The organism is Streptomyces chisholmiae (assembly GCF_031845445.1).
Taxonomy (GTDB): domain Bacteria; phylum Actinomycetota; class Actinomycetes; order Streptomycetales; family Streptomycetaceae; genus Streptomyces; species Streptomyces chisholmiae.
In genome coordinates this window covers 39916-64550 of record NZ_JAVREO010000012.1, presented here as the reverse complement: position 1 = coordinate 64550, position 24635 = coordinate 39916, and the positions used below count along the sequence as shown (strand labels likewise).

The window sequence follows — 24635 nt, the reverse complement described above, 5'->3', positions numbered from 1 at the left end:
TCCGACGTCACCGACGGCTGGCCCGTCAGCCCTCACATCAGACCCCGGCGGACTCCCGCGGGCGTGGAAGGGCCCGCGCCGCGCGCCCGAATGTCCGCCTCCCGGACGCCTGCGACCCCGGGCGGTGGCGATCCGCCCGAGGGCGGCCTGGGCGCGCCGCCAACTGTCCTGGCCGGCACCGCAATCGGCAGGCTGATCCGAACGGGGCAGGCGCGTTCCCTCGCTGCGGTGAACGGCGCGGCCGTCGACCCAAACGCGCGCTGCGTTCATCTGCGCTGAACGGGTTGTGGGGACCCACGCGGCTGCACGTGGGCCAGGCGCTTTCACCGCCCCGGCATGGTGAGGAGCGTCCTCGGAGCCGCTCTCAGCTGTCCGTGGTGAGCACGGCGGTGCCGGTCACCCCTCTGCGGACGCGGCGGGCCGGTGGACGGCAGATCAGCCCGTGACCTCGTCGTTCTCACGAGGGGCGTTCGGCCGCGATGGCCGTCACCACCGCGCCGTCCGGTGTCTCGCACCAGGTCAGCAGGTTGAGCCCGGCCCGGTCCACGGTGAGCCGGCGGTCGCCGGCGCAGGTGTCCGCGACGCCCGGCAGCTCGGCGTACGGCGTCATCGCCGGTTCGGCGGCCGCCGTCCACACCACCTCACCCTGCTCGTCCACCCCGACCCCGTCCTGCTCCAGCGCCAGCACGTCGCCGGACGCCGTCACGGCGTACGCCAACAGCGGCGCGGGGAACAGCGTGCCGGGCACCTCGCCGACCAGCACCGCCTCCAGTGGCTCCGCCCCGGTCTCCACCGGCCCGTACGCGCCGGCGCGGTAGTACTGCCCGCCCTCCGTGTGGAGCTGCTCGCCCCCGTGCCGGTGCAGCCCGTACAGTGTGCCGCCGTCGAGCCACACCGCCTCGAACTCGGTGCCCCGCGCGCTCATCGGGCGCAGCGGCGGCTCCGTGCCCGCGGGCAACTCGGCCACCAGGAAGTCGCCCGAGGCGCTCGTCTCGGCGAGCAGATACGCGCGGTCCCGGCACCAGGTGCCGGTCAGCAGGGCCCCGCCCATGGTGCCGCCGAAGTCGGCGATCCGCGGCGCTTCCTCGCAGCCGAGCGTGCTGACCTGCCGGAACGGGGCGGTCGGCGCGCGGTGCGGCTCCCGGGCGGGAGAGTCGGCGTCGTCCGGGTCGAACTGCCCGGGTGGGGCCGGGACTTCGCTGTACCCGCCAAGGGCGCAGCCCTGGGTGAGCAGCAGCGGCCGGGGATCGTCGGGGGACGGGCGGGCGCCGGCCGGCGCCTCGACGGGGGTGACCGACCGCCGGCACTCCTGCTGGTCGCGGCCCACGGACACCACCTCGCCGGTGGGCTGGGCCAGTTCGAGCAGCAGGTCGGGGGAGGCCAGGAAGAACCCCGTGCCGTGGCCCAGCGCGATCACCGGCCGCCAGTCGAAGGGCGAGCCCTCCTCACCCGGGTCGGTGGCGATCGGATGGGTGCCGGTGAGGAACATCCAGTTCCTGGTGGGGTCGGCGAACCGTTCGCCGGCGGGTGGCAGCGGGGTCTCCCGCAGCACCTCGCCGGTGTCGCCGTCGAGGGTGACCAACGTCCGCTCGTCCGCCACCACGTGCACCGTGCACAGCTCGGAGACGCCGACCTGGCCGAGCCGGCCGGGGTGGTCGCGGACATCGGGCGCGTCGACGACCTCCCGGTCGGCGGGGTGGCGCACGGTGTAGCGCCAGCGCTCGGTCCCGTCGGCGGTGTCGTAGCCGATCACCGCGGACGCGTCGTCGCCCGGATCGACCGAGACCAGCGTGCCGCGCGCCACCGGCGGGGTGTCGTCGTCGCTGTCGCTAGCGGCCTGGTCGAGCAGGCAGGTGGTCGGTGCGGCCGGGCCCGGCAGTTTGGCCTGCCAGAGCACCGCCGTGGGCGCGAGGAAGGGACGGGTGTCCCGGTACTGGCCGGGCGTCAGCTCGATGCCGTCAGCGCGCTGGGCGGGCGGGGCGGGGGAGGAGGTCGCGTCCACCCGGGACGGCTCGTCGGCCCAGGCCCGTTGCAGCGCCTGGGCCGCGTAGCCGCCGCCGACGCCCAGCAGCCCGCCGAGCAGCCCACCCGTGGCCAGCACGGCGGTCAGCCGGCGGGCCCGCCGGTGCGGGCCGGCCAGGGTGGCCGGCGGCAGCCAGGACTCCTGGCGGCGGGCCAGCAGCAGGCAGAGCCCGGCGGCGAGCAGACAGAGGCAGGTGACCGCCAGGGGCGTGACCGAGCGGGCCAGTTCGACCGGGCTGGCGAAGAGTTCGGCCGGTGCCTCCCGGCCGCCGCCCTGGACGTAGGCGAGCACGCCGAGCGCGGCGGCCACCGAGGCCAGCAGCGCACCGCGGGTCGGGCCGGTCCACGCCGCGAGGCCGGCCAGCGCGGCCGTCGCCGCCAACCACCAGGGGGCGGCGTCGAGTTCGCCGAACAGCCGGTCGGCCCAGGGGGAGAGGGCGGCGGCCAGCAGCAGCGTCAACGCGCCACCGAACAGCGCCGGGCCCCACCACCAGCCCCGCAACCGCCGCCGCACCGCCGTGGCGGATGGCTCGGCCGGCCGGTCCGGTGTCCCCTCCACCCCGTCCCGCTCTCGACGTCCCTCCGACACGGCCACCCCCGTCATCCGCCCGCCGGCGTCGCTCCGCAGGGGGAGCGGCGCCGGCGGGCATTCGTTGCTTCTTCACGTTTGCGTGTGCGCAAATCATGCTAGCCGAGGGGTGTTTGCGCACGAAGTCGGGTTGGGGGCGATGCCGGGAGACGCTTCCGCAACCACTTCAGGCGGGCGCATAGCCCTGCTCGCGGTGGACGAGAGGGCCAGGCGTGTCGCCGAGGCGACCACCGGACCGTCGGGCGGGCCGGCACGCGCTCATCACCACGGGATCGCCTGGCGTGACTACGCTGCCGGCCGCTCGTCGACCGCGTCGTGCCCGGGGTGGAGGCCCGGCCCCCCGGTGTCTACCGCCCCGCCAGGGCGAGGTTGGCGCCGTCCCTGAGGTCCGGGAAGCCCTGGGCGATGATGGCCGCCGCTTCGAGGCGGTCCGCCCGGAGGGCTTCGGCGGTGGGGTCGGTGGCGCATTCCGTACCCCGGTAGGTGGCTGCCGCCTCCTCGATTGCGACGGGCGCCCGGTGCACCGCGGGAAACGCGCCAGCCGGCCGCCGTGGGGTGGTGCCAGTCCGTGGGCCGGTCGAGGGCGTCGGTGGGCGCCGTCGTCGCTGGCCGCCTGGTCGAGTAGGCAGGTGGTCGGTGCCGCCGGGCCCGGCAGTTCGGCCTGCCAGAGCACATCTGTCGGCTGCGTGCCGTCGGCGCGCTGGGCGGTCGGGGCTGTGCGCGCATACATGTGACCAGCGCTGAGCTGGCCTCGCGCCGTCATGAGCGTGGCTGGCCGACGCGTGATCAACGACGTGAGAGGTGCCGCCGACCTGGCGCGGTGGGACTCGTTCAGAGTCTTGGCACGGTCAGGAACGCCGCACCCTCCAGGTGAAGAGGCCTATCGGGTGCTACGCGCGTGTGCGGGTGGCCGGTGCCCGGGTCGGGAGAGCCTGCTGCCCAGGGGGCACCGCTTCGTAGCGCTGGCCCAACGGGATGCGACTGATCGTCCGCAAGGAACGCCCGCACCCCGGAGCCCAGTTGCGCTTCACCGATGACGACGGCCCGCGGCTCACCACGTTCGCCACCAACACCACCGGCGTCCCGAGCGCCGCGCTCGAACTGCGACACCGTCAGCGGGCCCGCGCCGAGGACCGCGTCCGAGACGCCCGCGCCACCGGCCCGCGCGGCCTGCCACTGCACGACACCGCGCAGAACAAGATCTGGCCGGAGATCGTCCAGATCGCTCTCGACCTGCTGGCCTGGGTGCCCGTGCTCGCTCTGAGCAGCGAAATCCGCAGGTGGGAGCCTCGCCGGCTTCGCCTCTTCCCCGCCGCAGCCCAGCTCGTCACGACCTCCCGCCGCCGACATCTGAGGTTCGCGCGCCACTGGCCCTGGACCGACGCGACAGCCGGGCCATCAGCCTGGCCACCATCAGCTCAAACAACCGAAACGGCCCGTCGAAGAAACCGATGGGCCGGCACGAGAGATGGAGGCTCATGCCCTCGGGGTTTGCCGGAGCCGGGATGCCGGACACCTGTTGGTCCAGAACCTTGAGGGCTCCGTGTCACGCAGCTGTCCGCCTGGGTTCCGTCGCGAGGTTCCTCGGCCTCGTTGCTACGGACGCCTGGCGGGCACGTTGTCCATCCCGCGACCGACTACGCCGGAGGGGATCGTCAGTTGGTGGCGAGAAGGTGCTCCAGCCAGTTGCGGCGTGCCGCGACAGCGGCCTTGCTGATTCGCGCCTCGGGGGCTTTCCGGTCGAAACCGTGGATTCCGCCGGGCCACACGTGCAGCTCGGCTTCGCCGCCGGCCTGCCAGATCCGGTCGGTGTAGGCGAGGATCTCATCGCGCAGGCACTCGGCGGAGCCGACGTCGAGGTAGGTGGGCGGCAGGCCGGCCAGGTCAGTGGCGCGGGCGGGCGCGGCGTACCGCGGCACTTCAGGCCCGCCCTGGACGTCGCCGAGCAGTGAGCTCCAGGCGAACCTGTTGCGGCTGCGGTCGAAGAGTTCGACGTCGTCCATCTGCAGGGCCGAGGCGCTGTCGTTGCGGTCGTCGAGCAGTGGGGCAATCAGCAGCTGGCCGAGCAGGCGGGGACCGCCCTTGTCGCGCACGGTCAGAGCCAGCGCGGCGCTGAGGGTGCCGCCGGCGCTGAAGCCCGTGACGACGATGCGCTCCGAGTCGACGCCGAGTTCGTCCGCGTGGTCGGCGACCCACAGCAGACCGGCGTAAGCGTCGTTGATCTGGGCGGGGTAGGGGTGCTCGGGCGCGAGCCGGTAGCCGACCGAGATCAGCGTGGCCCCGAACCGCTCGGCCGTCTCGAGTATCTGGTCGAGCTCGGTGCGGTGATCGCCACAGTAGAAGCCGCCGCCGTGGAGGAAGTAGAGCGCCGGCCGTGATGCGGGCGCGCCGGAGGGGGTGCACACCAGCAGCGGGATCTCGGGGGCGCCGTCCAGGCCGGGCACCGAGGGCTGGAAGACGGTGAAGCGCCCGCCCTGGCTGAGGTCCTCAAGCGCCGCCACTTCGGCGTCGGCCTCCGCGCGGATCACCGACAGCTTCTCCGGGGTCATCGGCGCCAAATCCGGTTCCTCCGCCAGGTAGGCGTCATAAGCGACCCGAAGTTCGGCATCGAGAGGAACGGGAACGGCGGGCACGGTCTTTCCAGGTTCAAGATCCATACGGGTACGCTAGCGCCCCGGCTCCTTTCGCATCATCCGGATTTCAACACCTTGTCGATCGTGCGGCAGGGCCGGGCGGATCGGCCGCGTGGGTCAGGCGTGGGCCTGCTCGACCTCGGCCAGGCTCACCGAGAAAGTCCTTACCCGGCCACCGCGCCGGGCTTGCCGCGTGCCCGCACCACACCGTCACGACCCAGCCCACTCAGAACCCAGACTCAACCGCAACGCTCAGCGGCTTGATGAAAGACCGAGGCCGGTCATCTGGAGATCGTTCCCCAGGGCTCGGGTGATCGTTCCCCGATCCCTGCCTTGGATGGACCGGCGCGAAAGCGTCCACCATCCTCCCGCAACCCCGCTCTGCGACGACCCTGGGGAGGAGATCACCCGAGGAACGCGGAGGCATGCCGAAGGGCAGCCAGAATTTTTGGTAACCGCCGGTATGGATGGTGCATAGTGAGGTCGCACATCCGCAGTTCCAGGTCCCGTAGCGCAGAGGCAGGCGCACCGCCCAGCCAAGGTGGACACGCCGGTTCGAATCCGGCCGGGACCACACGGCATCGAAGGATCGACTGGAGCGGGAGAGCGGCAGTGCGGGACGCGGAGTTGGCCGAGTTCTCACGTCTGGTCCACGCGTTCAGCGAGCTGCCGGCGGACGACCCGTCACGGCTGCGGGCGGAGCGCGTCGCCGAGTCCTTCGCGCGCGAGGGCCGGCGGCAGCGCCGCCAGGCACGACGGGACGAAGTGCGGGAGGCGGACGCCGCGTTGCGCGCGCGGACCGCGACGGGCGCCACCGCGCGACGCGAGGACGCCCCGCTCGCCGCGCCGTCCGGGGACGAGCCCGCCGGGGAGCTGCGCAAGCCGCGCCGCTGCTACGTGTGCAAGCGGTCCTACCAACAGCTGGACGCCTTCTACCACCTGCTCTGCTCGGCCTGTGCGGCCGACAACGCCGCCCGGCGCGGGCTGACCACGGACCTGCGTGGACGACGCGCACTGCTCACCGGCGGCCGAGTGAAGATCGGCTTCCAGCTGTCGCTGATGCTGCTGCGCGACGGCGCTGAACTCATCGTCACCTCCCGCTTTCCCCGTGACGCCGTGCGCCGGTTCCAGGCCGTACCCGACAGCGCGGCGTGGCTGGACCGGCTCACCGTCGTCGGCATCGACCTGCGCGACCCTCGGCAAGTGCTGGGTCTGTGCGATGAGTTGCGTGCGAGTGGCGGTCCGCTGGACATCCTGGTCAACAACGCCGCACAGACGCTCCGGCGGCCGCCCGAGTCCTACGCCCGTCTCGCGGCCGGGGAACGGGAGGCGCTCCCCGCCGGTCGGCGTGCAGGTGTCCGCTACGCGCCGGGGTTCGCGCCGACGCTGGCGCTCTCTCCGGTCTGGCCCGCCGCCGAGCTGGAGGCCGCGGGTGGTCCCGGGCGCGTCCTGGACGCCCCCGTCGACGAGGCCGGGCTGCTGCCCGACACCGCGCCGGAGAACTCCTGGTCGGCCCGGCTGGGCGGACTCGACCCGGCCGAGGTGCTGGAGACCCAGCTGGTCAACTCCCTGGCGCCGGCGCTGCTCTGCGATCGGCTGCTGCCACTGCTGCTGGCCTCCCCGTACCCGCGCCGCTACATCGTCAACGTCACCGCCGTCGAGGGACGCTTCGCCGTCCGGCTCAAGACGGGCGGGCATCCCCACACCAACATGGCCAAGGCCGCCCTCAACATGCTGACCCGCACCAGCGCGGCCGAACTCGCCACGCACGGCGTGCATATGTGCGCGGTGGACACCGGGTGGATCACCGATGAGAACCCGGCGCCGAAGAAGGCCAGGATCGCTGAGCGAGGCTTCCGCACCCCGCTCGACGTCGTCGACGGCGCGGCTCGGATCTACGACCCGATCGTGCGCGGCGAGGCCGGGTGCCCCGTCTCCGGGGTCTTCCTCAAGGACTACCAGGAGGCGGCGTGGTGAGCGGACCGGTCGATCTGGGACCGTTGCTGACCTGGCTGCGCGCGGGGCGGGCCACCGAGGAGCGGGTGGACTTCCCGTCAGGGACGGTGCTGCCGGACGGACGCCTCGACCTGTGCAAGTCTCAGGTCGGCCCGGAAGGCGCGGCGCTGGTGGCCGACGCGCTCCGGGCGCGCGTCGACGCGGAGGGGCGGCCGGGGCCGATCCGGCACCTGCTGCTCGGCACGGACGGTCTCGGTGACGACGGCGCGGCCGAGGTCGCCGCCCGCAGCGCGGGCACCGGCGTCCGAACGCTCTACCTCGGCTGCAACGGCATCACCGCCGCTGGCGCGTGCCGGATCGCCGACCAGTTGCGGGCCTCGCCGCAGGCCGTGGCCGGGCTATGGCTCAAGCGCAACCCGCTTGGCGGCCGGGCCGGGCACGCAGGTGCGGAGCTGGTCGCCGCCGCCTCCGAGCTGCGCACGCTCGACCTGGTGCAGACCGGTCTCGACGCCACCGGGCTGGCCCGGCTGACCAGCGCCGTGCTCGCATCGGGGCATCGCTTCGAGCGGCTCTACCTGGGCGGCAATCCGCTCGGTCCGGCCGGGGCGGAGGCATTGGCCCCCGTGCTGGAGGCGGGCCTGCTCGACGAGCTCTACGTCTCGGCGGCCAGTCTGGGCGACCCGGGAGCGCGGACCGTGGCGGAGGCGTTGCGCCGGGCGCCGCGCGGGCGTCTGCGGCGCCTCTCCTTCGCCAGCTCCGGGCTCGGCGCCGCGGCCGTGACGGAGCTGGTCGCCGCCGCGGTGGCGGCCGACGTCGAACTGCTCGATCTGGGACGGGTCAAGGCCGCCGCGGTCCTCGGGGCCCCGGACAACCGCGTGGACACCGAGGCCGCGACGGCGATCGCCGCCGGCCTCGCCGCCGGGCCGCACCGGCTGCGGCACCTGGTGCTGAGCAACACCGGCATGCGCAGCGTCCAGGCGTTGCCCCTGCTCGCCGGGGCCGAGCGGGCAGTCACGCCCACCCGGTTCGTCCTCGGCAAGGGCATCGCCAGCAGCGTGAGGCGACGCCTGGAAGCCCTGAGCTCCGCGATCCCGTGGCCGATCGTGCCACCGGCGGTGGCCGCGGTGCGGAGCGTGCACCGCGCCCCACCGCCCGGCCTCGGCTGACGTCTGGGCCGCGACCAGGCTATTGCGCGCCTCCTGCGGCCCGGAGCGTCAGGTCCTTGTGAGGCGGGGCCGGGAGCGCGGAAGGCCCGACTTGGCTTACCTAGGGATCCTAGGTTATATCTAGGACCCCTAGGAGGGGAGGGGCCCATGGCACGGGCCGGACTGACGACGGAGCGCGTGACGCTCGCGGGCGCCGAACTCGCCGACGAGGCGGGGCTCGACCAGGTCACCATGGCGCGGGTGGCGCGACGCCTCGGGGTGAAGGACGCCAGCCTCTACAGCCACGTCCGCAACCTGGCCGAACTACGCGGCCGCATCGCTCTGCTCGCGGCGGACGAGAAGACCCTGCGGATCGCCGAGGCGACCGCCGGCCGGGCCGGCCGGGACGCGCTCATCGGCTACGCGAACGCCTGGCGGGACTACGCCCACCAGTACCCCGGCCGCTATCTGGCGACCCAGACCCCGATCCGCATCGACCCGGAGTTGGCCGCGCGGGCGCCGGGACCGCGCCGCGCGGTCGAGCTGACCTACGGCATGCTGCGCGGCTACGGGCTGGCCGAGCCCGATCTCACCGACGCCGTCCGGTTGTTGCGCAGCACGTTCCACGGGTTCGTCGCCCTGGAGACCGCCGGCGGCTTCGCGCACGAGCGCACCCCCGAGGAGTCCTGGGGCCGCGCCCTCGACGCCCTGCACTCCCTCCTCCTGCACTGGCCAGCGCCCGACGAAGGAGACACCACATGACCGAGCCGACCCACCGCGGCCTGCGGGTGCCCGGCGCGACCCTGCACTACGAGGTGCGCGGCCGGGGCCCGCTCCTGCTGCTGATATCCGGCGGGACCGGCGGCGCCGACTCCACCCGGTCGGTCGCCGAGGACCTGGCCGGCGAGTACACCGTGGTGACCTACGACCCGCGCGGCATCTCCCGCAGCGTGCTGGACGATCCCGCCGCCGAACAGCGGGTGGCCGAGCACGCCGAGGACGCGTGCCGCCTGCTGGAGACGTTGTCACCCGACGAGCCGGCCCGGGTCTTCGGGGCCAGCTCGGGTGCCGTCGTCGCGCTCCACCTGCTCGCCGCGCACCCCGGACGGGTCGCCCGGGTGGTGGCGCACGAGCCGCCGGTGGTGCGGGTGTTGCCCGACGCGGCCGACCAACTGGCGTTCGTCGAGCGGGTGCGGCGGACGTTCCACGCCGAGGGGCTCGGGCCGGCGCTGACCGTCTTCGCCGCCGGCCTGCTGCGGGAGGGGGAGGTCCCGCCCGAGTCCGTGGCGCTGCCGCCGGGGGCGGCCGAGCGGGCCGAGGCGACCATGGCCAACCTGCCCTACTTCATCGGCCGCGTGGTGCCGTCCTTCATGCGCTACCGCCCGGACATCGAGCGGCTCCGCGCGCGGTCGGACCGGCTGGTGCTCGCCGGCGGGCGGGACTCGGCCGGCGAACTGCCGCACCGCGCCGCCGGGTTCCTCGCCGAACGCCTCGGCACCGCACTGGTTCCCTTCCCCGGCGGGCACGTCGGTCTGACCACCCACCCGGCCGAGTTCGCCGCGCTGCTGCGCGCGACGCTCGCCGACGCGGCCTGACCCCGCGTCGGGCGGGTCCGCGCGGTGCCCGCTCCTGGCGAGCGGGCCCGGCGGTCCGGCGCCATGGGCAGACCTGACGCGTCAGCGCGGGGGCGCTCGCCGTGGTGCCGCGGGCCGGGGCGGTGGGACGAGGGAGCGGCGTGGGGCGGGCGGGGCGCGTGGTGTCGGATTTGTTCTTTCTGTTGGAACCGGCGGGTCCTCGCGAAGCGTTGACACAGGCAAGCCGTCACCGGGGACCGGCTAGGCGGTCCGGCGGCCGTGGAGGGAGGCGGACGTGACGCGTGGGTGGAGGGGCGCCGTCGTGGCTCTGGCGGTGGTCGCGATTGTGTCGACCCCCGTGGTCTGGCTGCTGGGCGACCAGGACGCCGGGGCGTTGGTCGGCGCGTCACTGCAGTCGGCGACGGGGGTGGCGGCCCTGGCGTGGGCGGTGCTGTCGGCGCCCCGCGGCCCGTCCGGTGCGGACGCCGCGGACGAGGCCCACCGCACCGGCGCCGCGGAGGCCAGGGACGGTGGGCGCGCCCAGTCCGGTGTTCGGCGCCCCCGCGGGCGAGGCGGACGACGGGCGCGGGCCGTGCGTACCGGCTCCGCCACGGCGACCGGACCGGACAGCGTGGCCAACTCCGGCATCGAGCCCGGTTGACTGTCAGGGGCGCGTCAGCCGAAGCCGCCGGGTGCGGTGACGGCGCCGCGCGCCCCGCGACACCCGGGCGGCGGCGGAGCGACGGCCGAGACCGGAGAGCCCCCCGGCGCGCCCGACGGCGGCGTGCGGGTCTCGCGCACCGGTGACGCCCACGCCCTTGACGGCGGGTTCGCCAACACCGGCCAGTTCACCGTCGTTCAGCTGCGCGGGTCGCGGGAGCCCGCGGCCCTGCCCTTCCGGGTGGGCCTGCTCCCCGTCCGGGCGCAGTGCTTCCAACACCGGGCGGAGGAGCGACTCCTGCGGGAGGGCTTCGACGGCGCGGACCGTCCCGTGCGCTGCCAGGTGATCACCGGCATGGGCGGGGTCGGCAAGACCCAACTCGCCGCCGCCTACGCCGGCTCCGCGTACCGGGACGGTGAGGTCGATCTCCTGGTCTGGGCCACCGCCAGCAGCAGGGCCGCGCTCATCGCCGACTACGCGCAGGCCGGCCGGGAGCTGTGCCGCGCCGACCCGGACAACCAGTGGCGGGCCGCCGAGGCGTTCCTCGCCTGGCTGGCGTCCGGGGCGGCGAGCGCGGCGTGCCGGTGGCTGGTGGTGCTCGACGACGTCTCCGACCCCGACGACCTGCGCGGGCTGTGGCCGCCCGAGCATCCGCACGGCCGCACCCTGGTCACCACCCGGCGCCGCGACGCCGCGCTGTTCGGGGACGGGCGCCGGTCGCTGACGGTGGGCCGCTTCACCCCCGGGCTGGCCCGTGCCTATCTGGCCGAGACGCTGCGTGCCCACGGGCGGACCGAGCCCGAGGACCAGCTCACCTCCCTGGCCGAGGATCTCGACCACCTGCCGTTGGCGCTCTCCCAGGCCGCCGCCTACCTCGTGGACACCGGCCGCACCGTGGCCGTCTACCGCGAGATGGTGGCCGAGAGCCGGCCCCTGGCCGACACCGCCCCCGACCGGCTGCCCGACGACCAGCTCCGCCCGCTGCACGCGACATGGACCCTGTCCGTCCAGCGGGCCAACGAGCTGACCCCGACCGGGCAGGCCCTGCCGATGCTGGAGCTGGTGGCGATGCTCGACCCCCACGGCATTCCCGCCACCGTCCTGAGCGGCCGGCCGGCGCAGCGCCATCTCGTCGCTGGGGGGACCGAACGGGAGAGGGCCGGGCCGTACGACGCGCTGCGCGCCCTGCACCGCCTGAACCTGATCGACCACGACCCCGACGCGCCGCACCGGGCGGTCCGCGTCCACCGCCTCGTCCAGCACGCCACCCGCGACGCCATGTCCCCCGAGCGTCTCCGGCACTGCGCGCGCGTCGGCGCCGACGCGCTGTGGGCCGCGTGGCCGGAGGTCGAGCGCGACACCGCCCTGGCCCAGGTCCTGCGGGCCAGCGCCCACGCGCTCCGGCGCCGCGCGGAAGACGCCCTGTGCGGTGCCGAGGGGGTGCACAGGGTGCTCTACCGGGTGGGGGACAGCATGGGGGAGGCGGGACTGGTCGAGGCGGCCACCGAGCACTTCGGCCATCTCGTCCACCGCGCCCGTGACCGCCTGGGCGCGTACCATCCGCACACCCTCGCCGCCCGCCACAACCACGCGCTCTGGCGAGGGCGGGGCGGCGACGCCCACGGCGCGGCCGCCGCGTTCTCCGGCCTCGTCGCGGCCCGGCTGCGCGTGCACGGTCCGAACGACCCCGAGAGCATCGCCGCCTGGCACGCGTTCACCCACTGGTGGGGGGAGGCCGGCCACGCCGCCGACGCCGCCGAGGCGTTCGGTCAGCTGCTGGCCCACGCGCGCCAGGTGCTGGTCGAACACCACCCGGAGGTGCTCGCCGCCCGGCAGGCGCTGGCCCGCTGGCTGGGGGAGGCGGGGGACCCGGCGGCCGCCGCGCGGGTCGCCCGCGAGGTGGTCGAGGACCGGCAGAAGGTGCAGGGACGCGATCATCCCGACACCCTCGCCGCCCGGCACCACCTCGCCTCCTGGTACGCGGCGGCGGGGGACGCGCGGGCCGCCGTCGCCGAACTCGCCCCGCTGGTCGAGCTGTTCCGGGAGCAGCAGGACGCCGGCACCCTCAACATGCGGAACAACCTGGCCCACTGGCGGGGCCTGGCCGGCGACGCGCGGAGCGCCGTGCGGGAGCTCCACCAACTCGTCAGCGACCGCACCCGACTCCAGCGCCCCGACCACGCCGACACGCTCGCCGCACGGCACAACCTCGCCCACTGGCGGGGCCAGGCCGGCGATCCGCACGCCGCGGCGGCGGACTACACCGAGCTGATCGCCGACCGGGCCCGTGTGCAGGGGCCAGACGACCCCGCCACGCGCGAGGCCCGCCGCCACCTCGCCTACTGGCGGGCGCGGTGCGCCTAGGCGGCCGCCGTCGTCGCCCGGTGGTGCCAGGCCGTGAGCCGGTCGAGGGCCTCGGCGCGGGCGTCGGTGGGGTCCTCCGTCTCGGCGAGGTGGCGCGCGTACTGCCGCAGCAGGTCGTGGAGGTGGTAACGGCCGGGGGCGTGTTCGTCCAGCAGGTGGGCGTCGGTGAGGGCGCGGACCAGCGTCCGGGTGGTGGTCGGGGTGGTGCCGTTCAGCGCCGCCAGGGCGTCCATCGTGAGGTCGCGGTCGGGCGCCAGCCCGAGGAGTCGGAAGATCCGGCGGGCCCCGGGGGCGAGTTGCCGGTAGGAGAGGTCGAAGACCGCGCTGACGGTGTGCCGTTCGTCGTCGAGGGCGAGGACGGCGAGCCCGTGTTCGCGCAGTTCGGCGACGTAGTCCTGGAGGGGGCGCCAGGGTTCGTCGGCGAGTTGGGTGGCGGCGATCCGCAGCGCCAGTGGCAGCCCGGCGCAGGCGTCGATGAGGGCCGCGGTCTGTTCCGGCGCGGCGTCGACCCGGCGCGCGCCGAGCAGCCGGGCCAGCAGCCGCCGGGCGTCCTCGGCCGGGAGGACGCCCAGCCTGATCCGGTGGGCGCCCTCCCCGGCGAGCAGGCCGGAGAGCCGCCGGCGGCTGGTGACCAGGGTCAGGCTGTGGGCCGCGCCGGGTAACAGCGGGCGCACCTGTTCGGCGGAGGCCGCGTTGTCCAGCAGGAGCAGCACCTTCCGGTCGGCCAGCAGCGACCGGTAGCGGGCCGCGGCCTCCTCCACCGTGGTCCGGGTCCGTCCGGCCTCGGCGCCGAGGCCGCGGGCCAGGCGCTCCAGCGCCTCGATCGGCGTCAGCGTCGGGTCCGGCGCGTGGCCGCGCAGGTCGAGGTAGAGATGGCCGTCGCCGTACCGGTCGGCGAACTGGTGGGCGTAGCGGAGCGCGAAGCTGGTCTTGCCGATGCCGGGCAGCCCCGTGACGACCACCAGGGCGACCCGGTCGGCTCCGGTGGTGGCCCGGTCGAGGGCCCGCAGCTCGGCCTCCCGGCCGGTGAACGCACCCGGGGTGAGCGGGAGTTGGCTGGGAATCACGGCTCGGGGCAGCGGCCGCCCGGTCGGCGGCGCCGGCGGCGTCGGCTCGGCGGCCGCCGGGTCCGGGTGCGGGGGGCGGGACGGGCCGCGGCGACGCGCGAGCCGGTGGTGCGAGGCGAGCCAGGCGTTGACGTTCCGGAGCGGGCAGCCGCAGGCGCGCACGAACGCGGCCACCAGCTCGGCCCTGGGCAGGGTCGGCCTTCTGAGCATGTCGGCCATGGTGCTGCGGGGCAGGGTCTCGCCGCAGAGGGAGGCCCGTTCCTCCAGCTGTCGAAAAGTGAGGCGCGAGGCGGACTTGAGTCGCGCGAGAGCGTGGACGAACTCGCCGACGGTGGTGATTTGCTGTGGGCTTGGCATGTCTTGGTGCGATCGGAAGCGCTGCATGTCTCTCCCCTCAACTAGCAATCCACGCAAGCCTGACCCGTTGCGCGGATGATGAATCCTCGGCAGCTCATGACCTTGGGCGTTTGCTGGGCGGTCACGGGTGGGGGCGGTTCCCGGGATTTCGGCACAGTTCGGCCCCGGCCGGCTGTGACCGTTTCTTATAGGGAGTTGACCGAGTTTCGCTGGCATGTGCCGTGAAGCGGGCGCAGATGAATGAAATTGGTCGGTCTCCCCGCGAAGAGTGACCTTGTCCGGAGCGTTCCCCGTCCGGTCCGAGGCTCGGGGACGGACCGGACGCCGGTCCGGACAGGCCGCTGACGACGCCCGGACAGCCGGGCCGCGTCCGGGACAGCCGAAGTCCCTTGCCGGTGCGCGAGCGGTCACCGCAGACTCCTGAGCACCCAGTTACGGAAGCGAAGCGCAACCGCCGGCTCCCGCCGTCAGGCGAAGCACGGCTCGACCTGCCGCGCGCCCCGCGGCGTCCCCACGCTGCCCGGGGCTCCCGAACGCCGCCCCACCCGGGCCGCCGGCCCCGGAACCCGCTCCCCGATCGGCGCGCCGCCCCACCCAGGCGGTGCCCACCCCCGCCCCCAACCACCGGCCGCCACGGCCGCGTTCCACGCCGTGGCCGTGGCCCGGCCCGCTCAGCGAACCGAGGGGAAACCCCACCGTGACCACCACCGACACCGCCACCGTCGAGCCCGTCCAGGAACCCGCGCCACCGCCGCGCCCACGCCCGCCCCTGGTGCGGGTCGTCGCCGCCGTGGCGCTGGCCTGGATGGTCTTCGCGCTGGCCCACAACGTGCTGACCGGCAACTTCTGGCTGTGGGTCATCCCCGGGACGCTGCCGCCGATCACCTTCCTCGTCGTCCCCCTCCTGCTGCTGGTCGGCGGCGCGTTCCTGCGCGGCTGGCGGCCGCTGATCCTGGGCCGGGCCACCATCGCCCTCGTGGTGGGCCTGCCCTGGTCCGGGATCAACCTCGCCGCCCTCGACGGGGCCGACTGGTCGGCGGGCCCAGGCCCCATCGTGCGGGTGGTGACCCTCAACACCGACTACTGGGCGCAGAACCGGGACGGGATCTGGACCGACCGCCGCGACCGGGGCGCGCTCTTCGACTACCTCAGGTCCCTCGACGCGGACGTGTACCTGCTCCAGGAACACATGCGGCGTGTCGACGAGACGCCGGTGCCCATCACCGACCTGGCCGACGTGCGGGAGGCGTTCTCCGAGTACGAGGCGGTCGCCGACGGCACCCTGCTGACCCTCTCGCGGCTGCCGGTCGCCGGGCGGGACGTGGTCCACTCCCGCGACGAGCCCGCGCTGGCCTTCCCGGCGCCCTACGGGCTGCGGGTCGACCACGCGGTCGGCGAGGAGGTGGTCTCCACCTACAACGTGCACATGCCGGTGCAGCTGATGATGGAGGAGAACCCGCTGACGCCGGCCTTCTACCGGGAGATCCGCGAACGCCAGCAGCGCCGCGCCGAGGAGTACCGGGCGCTGACCGACGCGGTCGCCGACAACCCGCATCCGCTGCTGGTCGCAGGCGACTTCAACACCAGCCCCGCCATGGGCGACAACCGCGCGCTGCTCGACATCACCACCGACGCCGTCGCCAGCACCGGCCTGCTGCACCCGACGAGTTGGCGGGTCGGCGGCGGCGTCCCCCAGCTGTGGCGCAACGACTGGGCGCTGGTGGCCGGCGGGCTCGGCGTCCGCGACTACCGGTTCCTCGACCCGGACGGCAACTCCGACCACACCGCGCAGCTGCTCGAACTGTCCGTGCCCACCGCACCGGAGGACGACCGATGACCACCACGACCCGCCGGACGACCCTGGCCGTCGCCCTCACCACCGCCGTGGCGCTGGCCGCCGGCTGCTCGTCCGCCCCCGCCGCCGAGGAGGCCGAAACCGGCACCGCGACCCCCGCCGGGGACGACGACGCCTGCGCCGGCTACGCCGGCCAGCGGGGTCACGAGGGCACCACCGTCAGCCTGTTCAGCCCGATCAGGGGCGCCGAGGCGGAGCGGTTCCAGGAGTCCTGGGCGACGTTCACCGAGTGCACCGGCATCCAGCTCGACTACCAGGGCAGCGACGACTTCGAGGCGCGGATCGGCGAGCTGGTCGCCGAGGGCGAGCCGCCGGACATCGCCCTCGTCCCGCAGCCAGGACTGGTCCGCACCCTCGCCGAGCGGGGCGCGCTGGCCCCCGCCGCCGGCGACGTGGCGGCCACCGCCCGCGCCCACTTCTCGCCCAGCTGGCTGGCCTACGGCACGGTCGCGGACGAGCTGTACGCCACCCCGCTGGACGCCAACGTCAAGGGCTTCGTCTGGTACCCGCCCGACCTCTTCCGGGCGCACGGCTGGACCGTGCCGACCAGCTGGGACGAACTGACCGAGCTGACCGCCGAGATCGCCGCCACCGGCACCACCCCCTGGTGTGTCGGCATCGAGTCCGGCGTCGCGACCGGCTGGCCGGCCACCGACTGGGTGGAGGACGTGCTGCTGCGCGCCGAGGGGCCCGAGGTCTACGACGCCTGGGTCGAGCACACCATCCCGTTCGACGACCCGCGGGTGGTGGCCGCCGCCGAGCGGGCCGGGGAGATCCTCCGCGACCCGGAGTTCGCCGGCGACGGCGCGGGCGGCGGCGCCGCGGCCATCGCCGAGACCCCGTACCAGGAGGCCGGCCTGCGGCTGCTGGACGGCGGCTGCGCCCTGTACAACCAGGCATCCTCGTTCGCCACCCACTGGCCCGCCGGCACCGACATCGGCGCGGACGGCGCGGTGGCCGCCTTCCCGCTGCCGCCCGTCGACCTGGACGCCGCGCCCGCCACGGTGGTCGGCGGCCACTTCGTCGTCGGCCTCACCGACCGGCCGGAGGTCGCGGCGGTGCGCGCCTACCTGGCCGGCCCCGAGTTCGCCAACAGCCGGGCGGAACTCGGTAGTTGGGTCTCGCCCAACAGCGGTCTCGACGCCGCCGGCATCCCCGGCGAGGCCGAACGGCTGGCCGCCGAGCTGCTGCAACACCCCGAGACGGTGGTCAGGTTCGACGGCTCCGACCTGATGCCGTCGGCCGTGGGCACCGGGACGTTCTGGACCGGCATGACCGACTGGCTCCTCGGCGCGGAGACCGAGGACGTCCTCCGCGCCGTCGAGGACGGCTGGCCGGCCCCATGACCGGCCCGACCGCGGGACCCGCCGCCCCGACGGGCGACCACGACAACGGTGAACGGTGGAGGCAGTGGTGAGTGACGTGGCCAGCGAACCGACCAGGTCCAAGCCCCCGCGCACGGTCGCGGTCACCGGCGCCGCCGGCATGCTCGGCCGGCACCTCGTCGAACGGCTGCTGCGCGACGGCGACACCGTCGTCGCCCTCGACGTGGCCGCCGAGGTGCACGACCTCGCCCCCGCCGGGGCGCCCGGCCCGCGCACCGTGCGGGCCGACGTGCGGGACACCGCCGCCGTGCTCGCCGCGGTGCGCGGCGCCGATGTGGTGGTCCACGCGGCGGCCGCGCTGCCCAGCTACCCGGCCGACGAGATCGCCGACGTCGACATCCGCGGCACCGAGTCGGTGCTGAGCGCCGCCAGGACCGCCGGCGTGCCCCGCGTCGTGCACGTCTCCTCGACCGCCGTCTACGGGCTGCCCGAGCACGTACCGACCCCGGAGACCGCCGAGTTCGGGCCCGTCGACCCCTACAGCCGGGCCAAGATCCGCGCCGAACTGGCCTGCCGCGCCGCCCGGGACGCCGGGCTGACCGTGCCGGTGCTGCGCCCCAAGACCTTCCTCGGCCCGCAGCGCCTGGGCCTGTTCGCCATGCTCTTCCAGTGGGCCGACGAGGGCCGGCACTTCCCGCTGCTGGACGGCGGCCGGGTCCGCACCCAGATGCTCGACGTCGAGGACCTGGTCGCCGCCACCCGCGCCGCCATCCACGGCCCCGCCGATCGGGTCAACACCGACTTCAACATCGCCGCCACCGAGTTCGGCACCCTCGCCGAGGACTTCCAAGCGGTCCTCGACGAGGCCGGCTACGGCCGCCGCATCCGCACCGTGCCCGCCGCCCCCGCCCTGCCGCTGCTGCGGCTACTGGACTCCACCGGGCTCTCCCCGGTCTACGGCCGGCTGCTGGCCAAGCTGCGCCGCGACTCCTACGTCACCACCGACCGGGCCGCCACCGTGCTCGGCTGCCGCCCGCGCTGGTCCAACCGCGCCTCCATCCTGCGCACCTACCGCTGGTGGCGGGAGCACCAGGCCGAGCTGACCGGCGCCCCCACCGGCCGCACCCACCGCTCACCGTGGCGGGAGGGGGCCCTCCGTGTCGCCAAGCTCGCCTTCTGACCCGGCCGCCCCGGACGGGCACGCCGACCCGCCAGCCGGCCCCACCCGCCGCCGGGTGCCGCGCGCCGCCTGGACCGTGCTGGCGCTGGCCGCCGTGCTCGGCGGCCTGCTCGCCTGGCTGGCCGGCAACGGCGCCGAGACCCTCGACGCCGCCCGCGCCCTGCACCCGGCGCCGCTGGCCGCCGCGCTGCTGGCCACCGCCGCCGGCGCGCTGGTCGCGGCGCTGGCCTGGCGGGCCGCGCTGACCGGGACCGGCGGCGACCTGCCGCTGCGCAGCTGCCTGCGGGTCTGCCTGGTCGGCCAGCTCGGCAAGTACCTGCCCGGCTCCCTGTGGCCGGCCATGGTGCAGGCGGAACTGGCCGGCCGCCGGGGGGTGCCCCGGCTGCTGGTGGTCACCGCCTTCACCGTCAGCCTGGGCGCCTCGCTCAGCGCCGGCGCGCTGGTCGCCACCCTCGTCGTCCTCGGCGACGGGTGGGGGAGCGGCCGAGGGACGACGGCGCTGCTCGCCGCGCTGGCCGCCGCGTTCCTCGCCGTTCTCGCCCGACCCCGGCTGATCAGCCACGGCCTGGGCCGGCTGCTGGCCCGGGTCACCGGCGGCCCCGCCGAACGGGTCGGGCCCGGCGCGGTCCGCCGCTGCCTGCTGCTCTCCGTCCTCGGCTGGCTGGTCACCGGCCTGCACGTGTGGTTCCTCGCGGTGGCACTGGGCGCGAAACCCCTGCCGGCGCTGCCCGTGACGGTCGGCGGACTCGCCCTGGCCACCGTCGTCGGCAGCCTGGTCGTCATCGCGCCCGGCGGCCTCGGCGCCCGGGAGGCCGTCCTCGTCGGCGTCCTCGCCGCCGTCCTCCCGCTGCCCGCGGCCGGCGTCGTCGCCGCGGCCAGCCGGCTGCTCACCCTCCTCGGCGAATGCCTGGTCGCCCTCGCGGCCACCCTCGCCGACCGGCCCGCACCCCGGCGGGCCGGCGTCCCCACCCCGGAAGGAGCAGGACCGTGACCGACCAGCCAACGGCCGAGCCCGCCTACGACGTCTGCCTCGCCCTCAACTACTACGCCCCCTACGTCAGTGGCCTCACCGAGGTGGCCCGGGTCCTCGCCGAGGGGCTCGCCGCCCGCGGCCGGTCCGTCGCCGTCGTCACCTCCCGACACGACCGCGCCCTGCCGCGCCGCGAACGCGTCGCCGGCGTCGAGATCTTCCGCGCCCCCGTCCGCGCCCAACTCGGCCGCGGCGTGGTGGCCCCCGGCTTCCCCAAGCTGGTCGCCCGGGTCGCCCGCCGCTCCCGGGTGCTCAACCTGCACCTGCCCATGCTGGAGGCCGGCTGGATCGCGGCCCGCTGCCGGGACGTCCCCACCGTGTCCACCTACCACATCGACGTCTGGGTGCCCCGCACCTTGACCACCCCCCTCCAGGTCGCCGCCGTCAACCGCTCGGCGCGGCACGCCCTGGCCCGCTCCACGGCCGTCGTCGTCAACAGCGACGACCAGGCCCGCCACTCGTTGCAGTGGCCGACCATCCGCACCCGCCCCTGGCAGGCCATCTCCGCCCCCTGCCTGCACCGGGAGGGCGGCCGCCCCGCCTACCGCGCCTCCGGGGGGCTGCACGTCGGCTTCCTCGGCCGCATCGTCGAGGACAAGGGCATCCCCTACCTGGTGCGGGCCTTCCGCCGGCACGCCGCCCCCGAGGACCGGCTGCTCATCGGCGGCGACCACGCCGACGTGCGCGGTAGGAGCGCCGTCGCCGAGGTCAGGGAGGCCATCGGCGACGACACCCGGATCACCCTGCTCGGCCTGCTGCGCGGCCGGCAACTCGCCGACTTCTACGCCTCGATCGACGTCTTCGCCCTGCCCTCGGTCGCCGAGTCCTTCGGCATCGTGCAGGCCGAGGCCATGATGGCCGGCGTCCCCTGCGTCACCTCCGACCTGCCGGGCGGCCGGTACCCCGTGGTGGCCACCGGCTTCGGCCGGCTCGCGCCCCCCCGCGACCCGGACGCGATCTGGCGGGCCGTCGAGGAACTGCGCGACCTGCCCGCCGCACAGCGGGCCGTCCACGCCAAGGAGGCCCGCGACCGGTTCGGCGTCGACGCCTGCCTCGACGCCTACCAGGAACTCTTCGACCGGGCCGCCGCCGGCGCCCTCCTCCGGCCCGCCGACTGACCACCGGCAGAGACGAGACCGCCATGCCCACCACCCGCTCGCCCGCGCCCCACCACCCGGCCCCCCACCCCGCCGGGCCATCGGGCCGGGACCGACCCGCGCCCCGCCCCGGGGACCGACCCCACCAGGAGGGGCCGTGAGCGCGACCACCCAGACGCACCTCCCCGCCGGCCCGGGCGCCGCGGCCGCCGGCCTGCTGCGCGCCGTGCGCCCGCGCCAGTGGACCAAGAACGTCCTGGTCCTGGCCGCGCCGTTCGCCGCCGGCGAGTTACTCGACGCCGCCACCGCGGCCCGCCTGGCCGTCGCCTTCGTGGCCTTCTCCCTGGCCGCCTCCGGCATCTACCTCGTCAACGACGCCAAGGACGTGGAGGCCGACCGCGCCCACCCCACCAAACGGAACCGGCCGATCGCCGCCGGCGTCGTGCCGGTCAACCTGGCCCTGACCGCCGCCGCGCTCCTGCTGACCGGGGCCCTGACCCTGGCCGCCCTCGCCCGCTGGGAGTTGGCCGCCCTCCTCGGCACCTACGTGGCCATCCAACTCGCCTACTGCCTCTGGCTCAAACACCAGCCGGTCATCGACATCTGCTGCGTCGCCTCCGGCTTCCTGCTGCGCGCCATCGCCGGCGGCGTGGCCACCGGCATCCCGCTCTCCCAGTGGTTCCTGCTGGTCGCCGGCTTCGGCTCGCTGTTCATGGTGACCGGCAAGCGCTACGCCGAGCGGATGCTCGCCGAACGCACCGACACCGCGTTCCGCCGCTCCCTTGACGCCTACTCGGCCTCCTACCTGCGGTTCGTGTGGGCGCTCTCGGCCACCGTGCTGATCACCACCTACAGCATGTGGGCGTTCGAGATCCGGGAGGCTGAGCACAGCCCGATCTGGCCCCTGGTCTCGATCGCGCCGTTCGTCATGGCGGTGCTGCGCTACGCCATGGACGTCGACCGCGGCCAGGCCGGCGAGCCCGACGAAGTCGTCCTTGGCGACCGCATGTTGCAGGCACTGGCCGTCTGCTGGGCCGGCACCCTCGCCGTCGTCGTCTACGGCTGAGCCAGCCGGCACCCACCGGTCACGCGACGGGCCCCGCGGCCGGGCGCGGCCCCGGCGCGAACCGCGCCGCCTGCGCCCGCTCCGCGGCCCCGGCCGCGTCCCCCTCCGGAGTCCAGTCCCGCGGCCGGCACCCCCGCAGCACCCGCTCGACCGGCGCCCACCCCGCCCACCGAGGTGCGTCCCAGCCCGGCGGCCCCGCCAGCTCCGCTATCGCCAGGTAGGGGTCGATCCGCACCCGGTCCCAGGCGTGCACGACCTGGCCGCCCCCGATCCCCAGCCCCACATGCCCCCAGTTCCGCCGCCGCCCCAACAACTCCCCGCTGGTGTCGTAGAAGACGAACGCGCCGGCCGGCGGCTCCCCGGTCTGCTCCCGCGCCCCGTACGACTCGGCGGACTCCGCCGCGAAGTCACCGCCGAACAACTCCAGCGCGTTGGCCCGCTCGTAGGCGTCCTCCACGAACGCCAGACACCGCGAGGCGTAGGCGGTCGACCCGAGGTGCCCCCGGGCCCAGCCGATGGCGTTCGCCACCCGCTCCTGCCAGTCGTGCTCCACGTAACTCCCCTGCTGGTACGGACAAGTGGTCCCGGGCCAGTGTCGCCGGGCCACGGCGTCGGGGGCACCGGATTATCCCGGCCGGACCGGCGTGACGGGCCGGCCCGCGGTCGGGTAGCGTGCCCGCCATGTCGAGTCCCGAGTCGGACAGGGTGGGGGCTTTCGGTCACGCCGTCAGCCCCCGCAACCACTGAGTCCGTAGCCCCGCCGTCCCCGCCGCGCTCCGCGGTCGGACGCGGGTGCCCGGGGGCTGGCCGCGGTGACGAGAAGACCCTCTCGTGCCTCTCCTCACCTCGGAGCCACCCGATGCCTCTCCCGCTGCACCTGCTCGCCCTGGCCGTCTTCGCCATGGGCACCTCGGAGTTCATGCTCGCCGGCCTGCTGCCGGACATCGCCTCGGACTTCGGCGTCACCGTCGCGACGACGGGCACCCTCATCTCCGCCTTCGCCGTGGGCATGATCATCGGCGCTCCCCTGGTGGCCGCGCTCGCCCGCACCTGGCCCAGGCGCACCAGCCTGCTCGGGTTCACGCTCGCCTTCGCGGCGGCCCACGTGGTGGGCGCCGTCACCACCAGCTTCCCCGTCCTGTTCGCGACCCGGATCGTCGCCGCGTTCGCCAACGCGGGCTTCCTCGCGGTCGCCCTGACGACCGCCGCCACCCTGGTCCCGCCCGACCGCAAGGGGCGCGCGCTGGCGGTGCTGCTCTCCGGCACCACGGTGGCCACCATCGCCGGTGTGCCCGGCGGGGCCGTGCTCGGCACCCTCCTCGACTGGCGGGCCACGTTCTGGGCGGTCGCCGCGCTCTGCCTGCCCGCGGCCGTCGGCATCCTGAGGGGCGTCCCGGCCGGCGGCACCCGGGACACGGCGACCGGCGGGCCGAGCCTGCGCACGGAGCTGGCCCAACTCCGCCGGCCGCGACTGGTCCTGGTGATGCTGCTGGGCGCGCTGGTGAACGCGGCCACGTTCGGCAGCTTCACCTACCTCGCGCCCGTGGTGACCGACACCGCCGGGCTGGGCGAGCTGTGGGTCCCCGTCGTCCTGGTGCTCTTCGGTGCCGGCTCCCTCGTCGGCGTGACGGTCGCCGGCCGGCTGTCCGACCAGCGCCCCGGACTGGTCATCGCGGTCGGCGGTCCGCTGCTGCTCGTCGGCTGGCCGGCCCTGGCGCTGCTGGCCGACGAGCCGGTCGCCCTGTGCCTCCTGGTCCTCGGGCAGGGCGCCCTGTCGTTCGCGCTGGGCGGCACCCTGATCACGCGGGTGCTCTACGAGGCCACCGGGGCCCCCACCATGGCCGGCTCCTACGCGACCGCGGCGCTCAACGTCGGCGCCGCCACCGGCCCGCTCATCGCCGCGACCACCCTCCACACGGGGGCCGGCAACCTCGGGCCGCTGTGGACGAGCGGCCTGCTCGTCGCCGTCACCCTGCTCGTCGCGGGCGCCTTCCGCACGGTGCTCGCGCCGGGCCGAGCCGCCGAGGCGGCCCGGTGACGGGTGGGTGGGGCGCCGCCGACCCGCGTCCCGCGAGGCCGGCGGCGCACGGCATGATGGTGGCCGTCCCCGAACGGTGCGGGACGAGCGGTGCGAAGGACAGGAGGTGGGCCCGTTGTGGCCACGGGTGGACGGCATGCGGGCGCTGGAGCTCGGCACGACCGGTGAGCTGCGGGAACGGCTGAACGCCCTGGTCCTGGCCGGCAGGAAGACCGCCACCACCGGCCTGTTGGCCGAGTACGTCGAGGAGACGGAGGGCCTGGAGTTCGTGGGGGAGCGCCTGGCGCTGCTCGACAACGGCGGGGACCCCGTCGCCACGGTCGAGATCACCAGCGTCGCGTTGGCGCCCTTCGGCGCTGTCACCTGGGCACACGCCGCAGCCGAAGGCGAGGGCGACCGGTCGTTGGAGGAGTGGCGGGCCGGGCACCGGCGCTTCTGGGCGGCCATCGGCACGCCGGTGGACGAGGACACGCCGCTGGTGTGCCTGCGGTTCCGCCTCACCACGCCTCCCTCGGACACCGACCGGAGGTAGTCGCCGGTCACGCGCCGGGCCCCCGGCGGCCCGGCGCGGTCCGGGGGCCCGGTGGTTCGTTCCCCGGGTGGGCGCGTGCCGGTCGGGAACCGGGGCTTAGGGTGAGGCCAAAACCGGGTCGGGGAACGGATGTTCGTGGTGGCG

19 protein-coding genes, 1 tRNA gene and 1 pseudogene are annotated in these 24635 nt (G+C 75.1%); 16 read left to right on the top strand and 5 right to left on the bottom strand.

Going from position 1 to position 24635, the window contains the following annotated elements; genetic code table 11:
* Positions 1–457: 457 nt before the first annotated feature.
* Both RM844_RS20215 and RM844_RS20210 read right to left on the bottom strand, forming a co-directional pair.
* Positions 458–2611, bottom strand: a complete 2154-nt coding sequence (locus RM844_RS20215; RefSeq protein ID WP_311668705.1) for a hypothetical protein — start codon at positions 2609–2611, stop codon at positions 458–460.
* A 347-nt stretch (positions 2612–2958) separates the two neighbouring features.
* A complete protein-coding gene (locus RM844_RS20210) occupies positions 2959–3135 on the bottom strand; it encodes a hypothetical protein (RefSeq protein ID WP_311668704.1) in 177 nt (58 codons plus the stop codon).
* Positions 3136–3574: 439 nt separating this feature from the next.
* Between RM844_RS20210 and RM844_RS20205 the strand changes: the two are divergent.
* Positions 3575–3991, top strand: a pseudogene (locus RM844_RS20205) (transposase); the annotation flags it as partial.
* Between the two features lie 275 nt (positions 3992–4266).
* Here the strand turns inward: RM844_RS20205 and RM844_RS20200 are convergent.
* Positions 4267–5268 carry an alpha/beta hydrolase gene (locus tag RM844_RS20200; protein ID WP_311668703.1) on the bottom strand — a complete coding sequence of 334 codons (1002 nt, stop codon included), beginning with the start codon at positions 5266–5268 and terminating at the stop codon, positions 4267–4269.
* Positions 5269–5746: 478 nt separating this feature from the next.
* Here RM844_RS20200 and RM844_RS20195 point away from each other — a divergent pair.
* The 7 genes from RM844_RS20195 (at position 5747) to RM844_RS20165 (ending at position 12944) form a co-directional block, all read left to right on the top strand.
* Positions 5747–5818, top strand: a tRNA-Gly gene (locus RM844_RS20195).
* Positions 5819–5856: 38 nt separating this feature from the next.
* Positions 5857–7221: an SDR family NAD(P)-dependent oxidoreductase gene (locus RM844_RS20190; RefSeq protein WP_311668702.1), complete on the top strand. Its 1365-nt coding sequence runs from the start codon at positions 5857–5859 to the stop codon at positions 7219–7221.
* The gene (locus RM844_RS20185) at positions 7218–8366 is read left to right on the top strand and encodes a leucine-rich repeat domain-containing protein (RefSeq protein ID WP_311668701.1); all 1149 of its coding nucleotides are present in this window, start codon (positions 7218–7220) and stop codon (positions 8364–8366) included. The genes RM844_RS20190 and RM844_RS20185 overlap by 4 nt, the downstream gene beginning before the upstream one ends.
* Positions 8367–8513: 147 nt before the next feature.
* Positions 8514–9107: a TetR/AcrR family transcriptional regulator gene (locus RM844_RS20180; RefSeq protein WP_311668700.1), complete on the top strand. Its 594-nt coding sequence runs from the start codon at positions 8514–8516 to the stop codon at positions 9105–9107.
* On the top strand, positions 9104–9940 hold the full coding sequence (locus RM844_RS20175) for an alpha/beta fold hydrolase (RefSeq protein WP_311668699.1): 837 nt from the start codon (positions 9104–9106) through the stop codon (positions 9938–9940). Before RM844_RS20180 ends, RM844_RS20175 begins: the two co-directional genes overlap by 4 nt.
* A 301-nt stretch (positions 9941–10241) precedes the next feature.
* Entirely contained in the window at positions 10242–10580 is a 339-nt protein-coding gene (locus RM844_RS20170) for a hypothetical protein (RefSeq protein WP_311668698.1), read from the top strand.
* A 123-nt stretch (positions 10581–10703) separates the two neighbouring features.
* On the top strand, positions 10704–12944 hold the full coding sequence (locus tag RM844_RS20165) for a DUF7779 domain-containing protein (RefSeq protein WP_311668697.1): 2241 nt from the start codon (positions 10704–10706) through the stop codon (positions 12942–12944).
* Here RM844_RS20165 and RM844_RS20160 read toward each other — a convergent pair.
* Positions 12941–14221 (bottom strand): NB-ARC domain-containing protein, encoded by a 1281-nt coding sequence (locus RM844_RS20160; protein ID WP_311668696.1) that lies wholly within the window; start codon positions 14219–14221, stop codon positions 12941–12943. The two genes, RM844_RS20165 and RM844_RS20160, sit on opposite strands and share 4 nt — an antisense overlap.
* Positions 14222–15065: 844 nt before the next feature.
* Here RM844_RS20160 and RM844_RS20155 point away from each other — a divergent pair.
* The 6 genes from RM844_RS20155 to RM844_RS20130 all read left to right on the top strand — a co-directional run bounded on the left by RM844_RS20155 (position 15066) and on the right by RM844_RS20130 (position 21921).
* The gene (locus RM844_RS20155) at positions 15066–16205 is read left to right on the top strand and encodes an endonuclease/exonuclease/phosphatase family protein (RefSeq protein WP_311668695.1); all 1140 of its coding nucleotides are present in this window, start codon (positions 15066–15068) and stop codon (positions 16203–16205) included.
* Positions 16202–17569: an ABC transporter substrate-binding protein gene (locus tag RM844_RS20150; protein WP_311668694.1), complete on the top strand. Its 1368-nt coding sequence runs from the start codon at positions 16202–16204 to the stop codon at positions 17567–17569. The genes RM844_RS20155 and RM844_RS20150 overlap by 4 nt, the downstream gene beginning before the upstream one ends.
* A 67-nt stretch (positions 17570–17636) precedes the next feature.
* Entirely contained in the window at positions 17637–18728 is a 1092-nt protein-coding gene (locus RM844_RS20145) for an NAD-dependent epimerase/dehydratase family protein (RefSeq protein ID WP_311668693.1), read from the top strand.
* Positions 18706–19719, top strand: a complete 1014-nt coding sequence (locus RM844_RS20140) for a lysylphosphatidylglycerol synthase domain-containing protein (RefSeq protein WP_311668692.1) — start codon at positions 18706–18708, stop codon at positions 19717–19719. Before RM844_RS20145 ends, RM844_RS20140 begins: the two co-directional genes overlap by 23 nt.
* Positions 19716–20876 (top strand): glycosyltransferase family 4 protein, encoded by a 1161-nt coding sequence (locus RM844_RS20135; protein ID WP_311668691.1) that lies wholly within the window; start codon positions 19716–19718, stop codon positions 20874–20876. The genes RM844_RS20140 and RM844_RS20135 overlap by 4 nt, the downstream gene beginning before the upstream one ends.
* A 136-nt stretch (positions 20877–21012) precedes the next feature.
* Positions 21013–21921 carry a decaprenyl-phosphate phosphoribosyltransferase gene (locus RM844_RS20130; protein WP_311668690.1) on the top strand — a complete coding sequence of 303 codons (909 nt, stop codon included), beginning with the start codon at positions 21013–21015 and terminating at the stop codon, positions 21919–21921.
* Between the two features lie 19 nt (positions 21922–21940).
* Here the strand turns inward: RM844_RS20130 and RM844_RS20125 are convergent, their stop codons facing one another.
* Entirely contained in the window at positions 21941–22474 is a 534-nt protein-coding gene (locus RM844_RS20125; RefSeq protein WP_311668689.1) for an NlpC/P60 family protein, read from the bottom strand.
* Positions 22475–22780: 306 nt separating this feature from the next.
* On the opposite strand from RM844_RS20125, the gene RM844_RS20120 reads away from it, so the two are divergent.
* Together RM844_RS20120 and RM844_RS20115 are read left to right on the top strand one after the other, a co-directional pair.
* Positions 22781–23959, top strand: coding sequence for a Cmx/CmrA family chloramphenicol efflux MFS transporter (locus tag RM844_RS20120; RefSeq protein WP_311668688.1), 1179 nt, complete (start codon positions 22781–22783; stop codon positions 23957–23959).
* Between the two features lie 136 nt (positions 23960–24095).
* Complete coding sequence (locus tag RM844_RS20115; protein ID WP_311668687.1) at positions 24096–24491, top strand: ASCH domain-containing protein; 396 nt, start codon at positions 24096–24098, stop codon at positions 24489–24491.
* The last annotated feature ends 144 nt before the right edge of the window (positions 24492–24635 follow it).

Bases quoted from the DNA above. Each gene is read 5' to 3' on its own strand.
- RM844_RS20200 (WP_311668703.1), bottom strand. From the start codon at position 5,268: ATGGATCTTGAACCTGGAAAGACCGTGCCCGCCGTTCCCGTTCCTCTC.
- RM844_RS20180 (WP_311668700.1), top strand. From the start codon at position 8,514: ATGGCACGGGCCGGACTGACGACGGAGCGCGTGACGCTCGCGGGCGCC.
- RM844_RS20175 (WP_311668699.1), top strand. From the start codon at position 9,104: ATGACCGAGCCGACCCACCGCGGCCTGCGGGTGCCCGGCGCGACCCTG.
- RM844_RS20160 (WP_311668696.1), bottom strand. From the start codon at position 14,221: ATGCTCAGAAGGCCGACCCTGCCCAGGGCCGAGCTGGTGGCCGCGTTC.
- RM844_RS20150 (WP_311668694.1), top strand. From the start codon at position 16,202: ATGACCACCACGACCCGCCGGACGACCCTGGCCGTCGCCCTCACCACC.
- RM844_RS20120 (WP_311668688.1), top strand. From the start codon at position 22,781: ATGCCTCTCCCGCTGCACCTGCTCGCCCTGGCCGTCTTCGCCATGGGC.
- RM844_RS20115 (WP_311668687.1), top strand. From the start codon at position 24,096: ATGCGGGCGCTGGAGCTCGGCACGACCGGTGAGCTGCGGGAACGGCTG.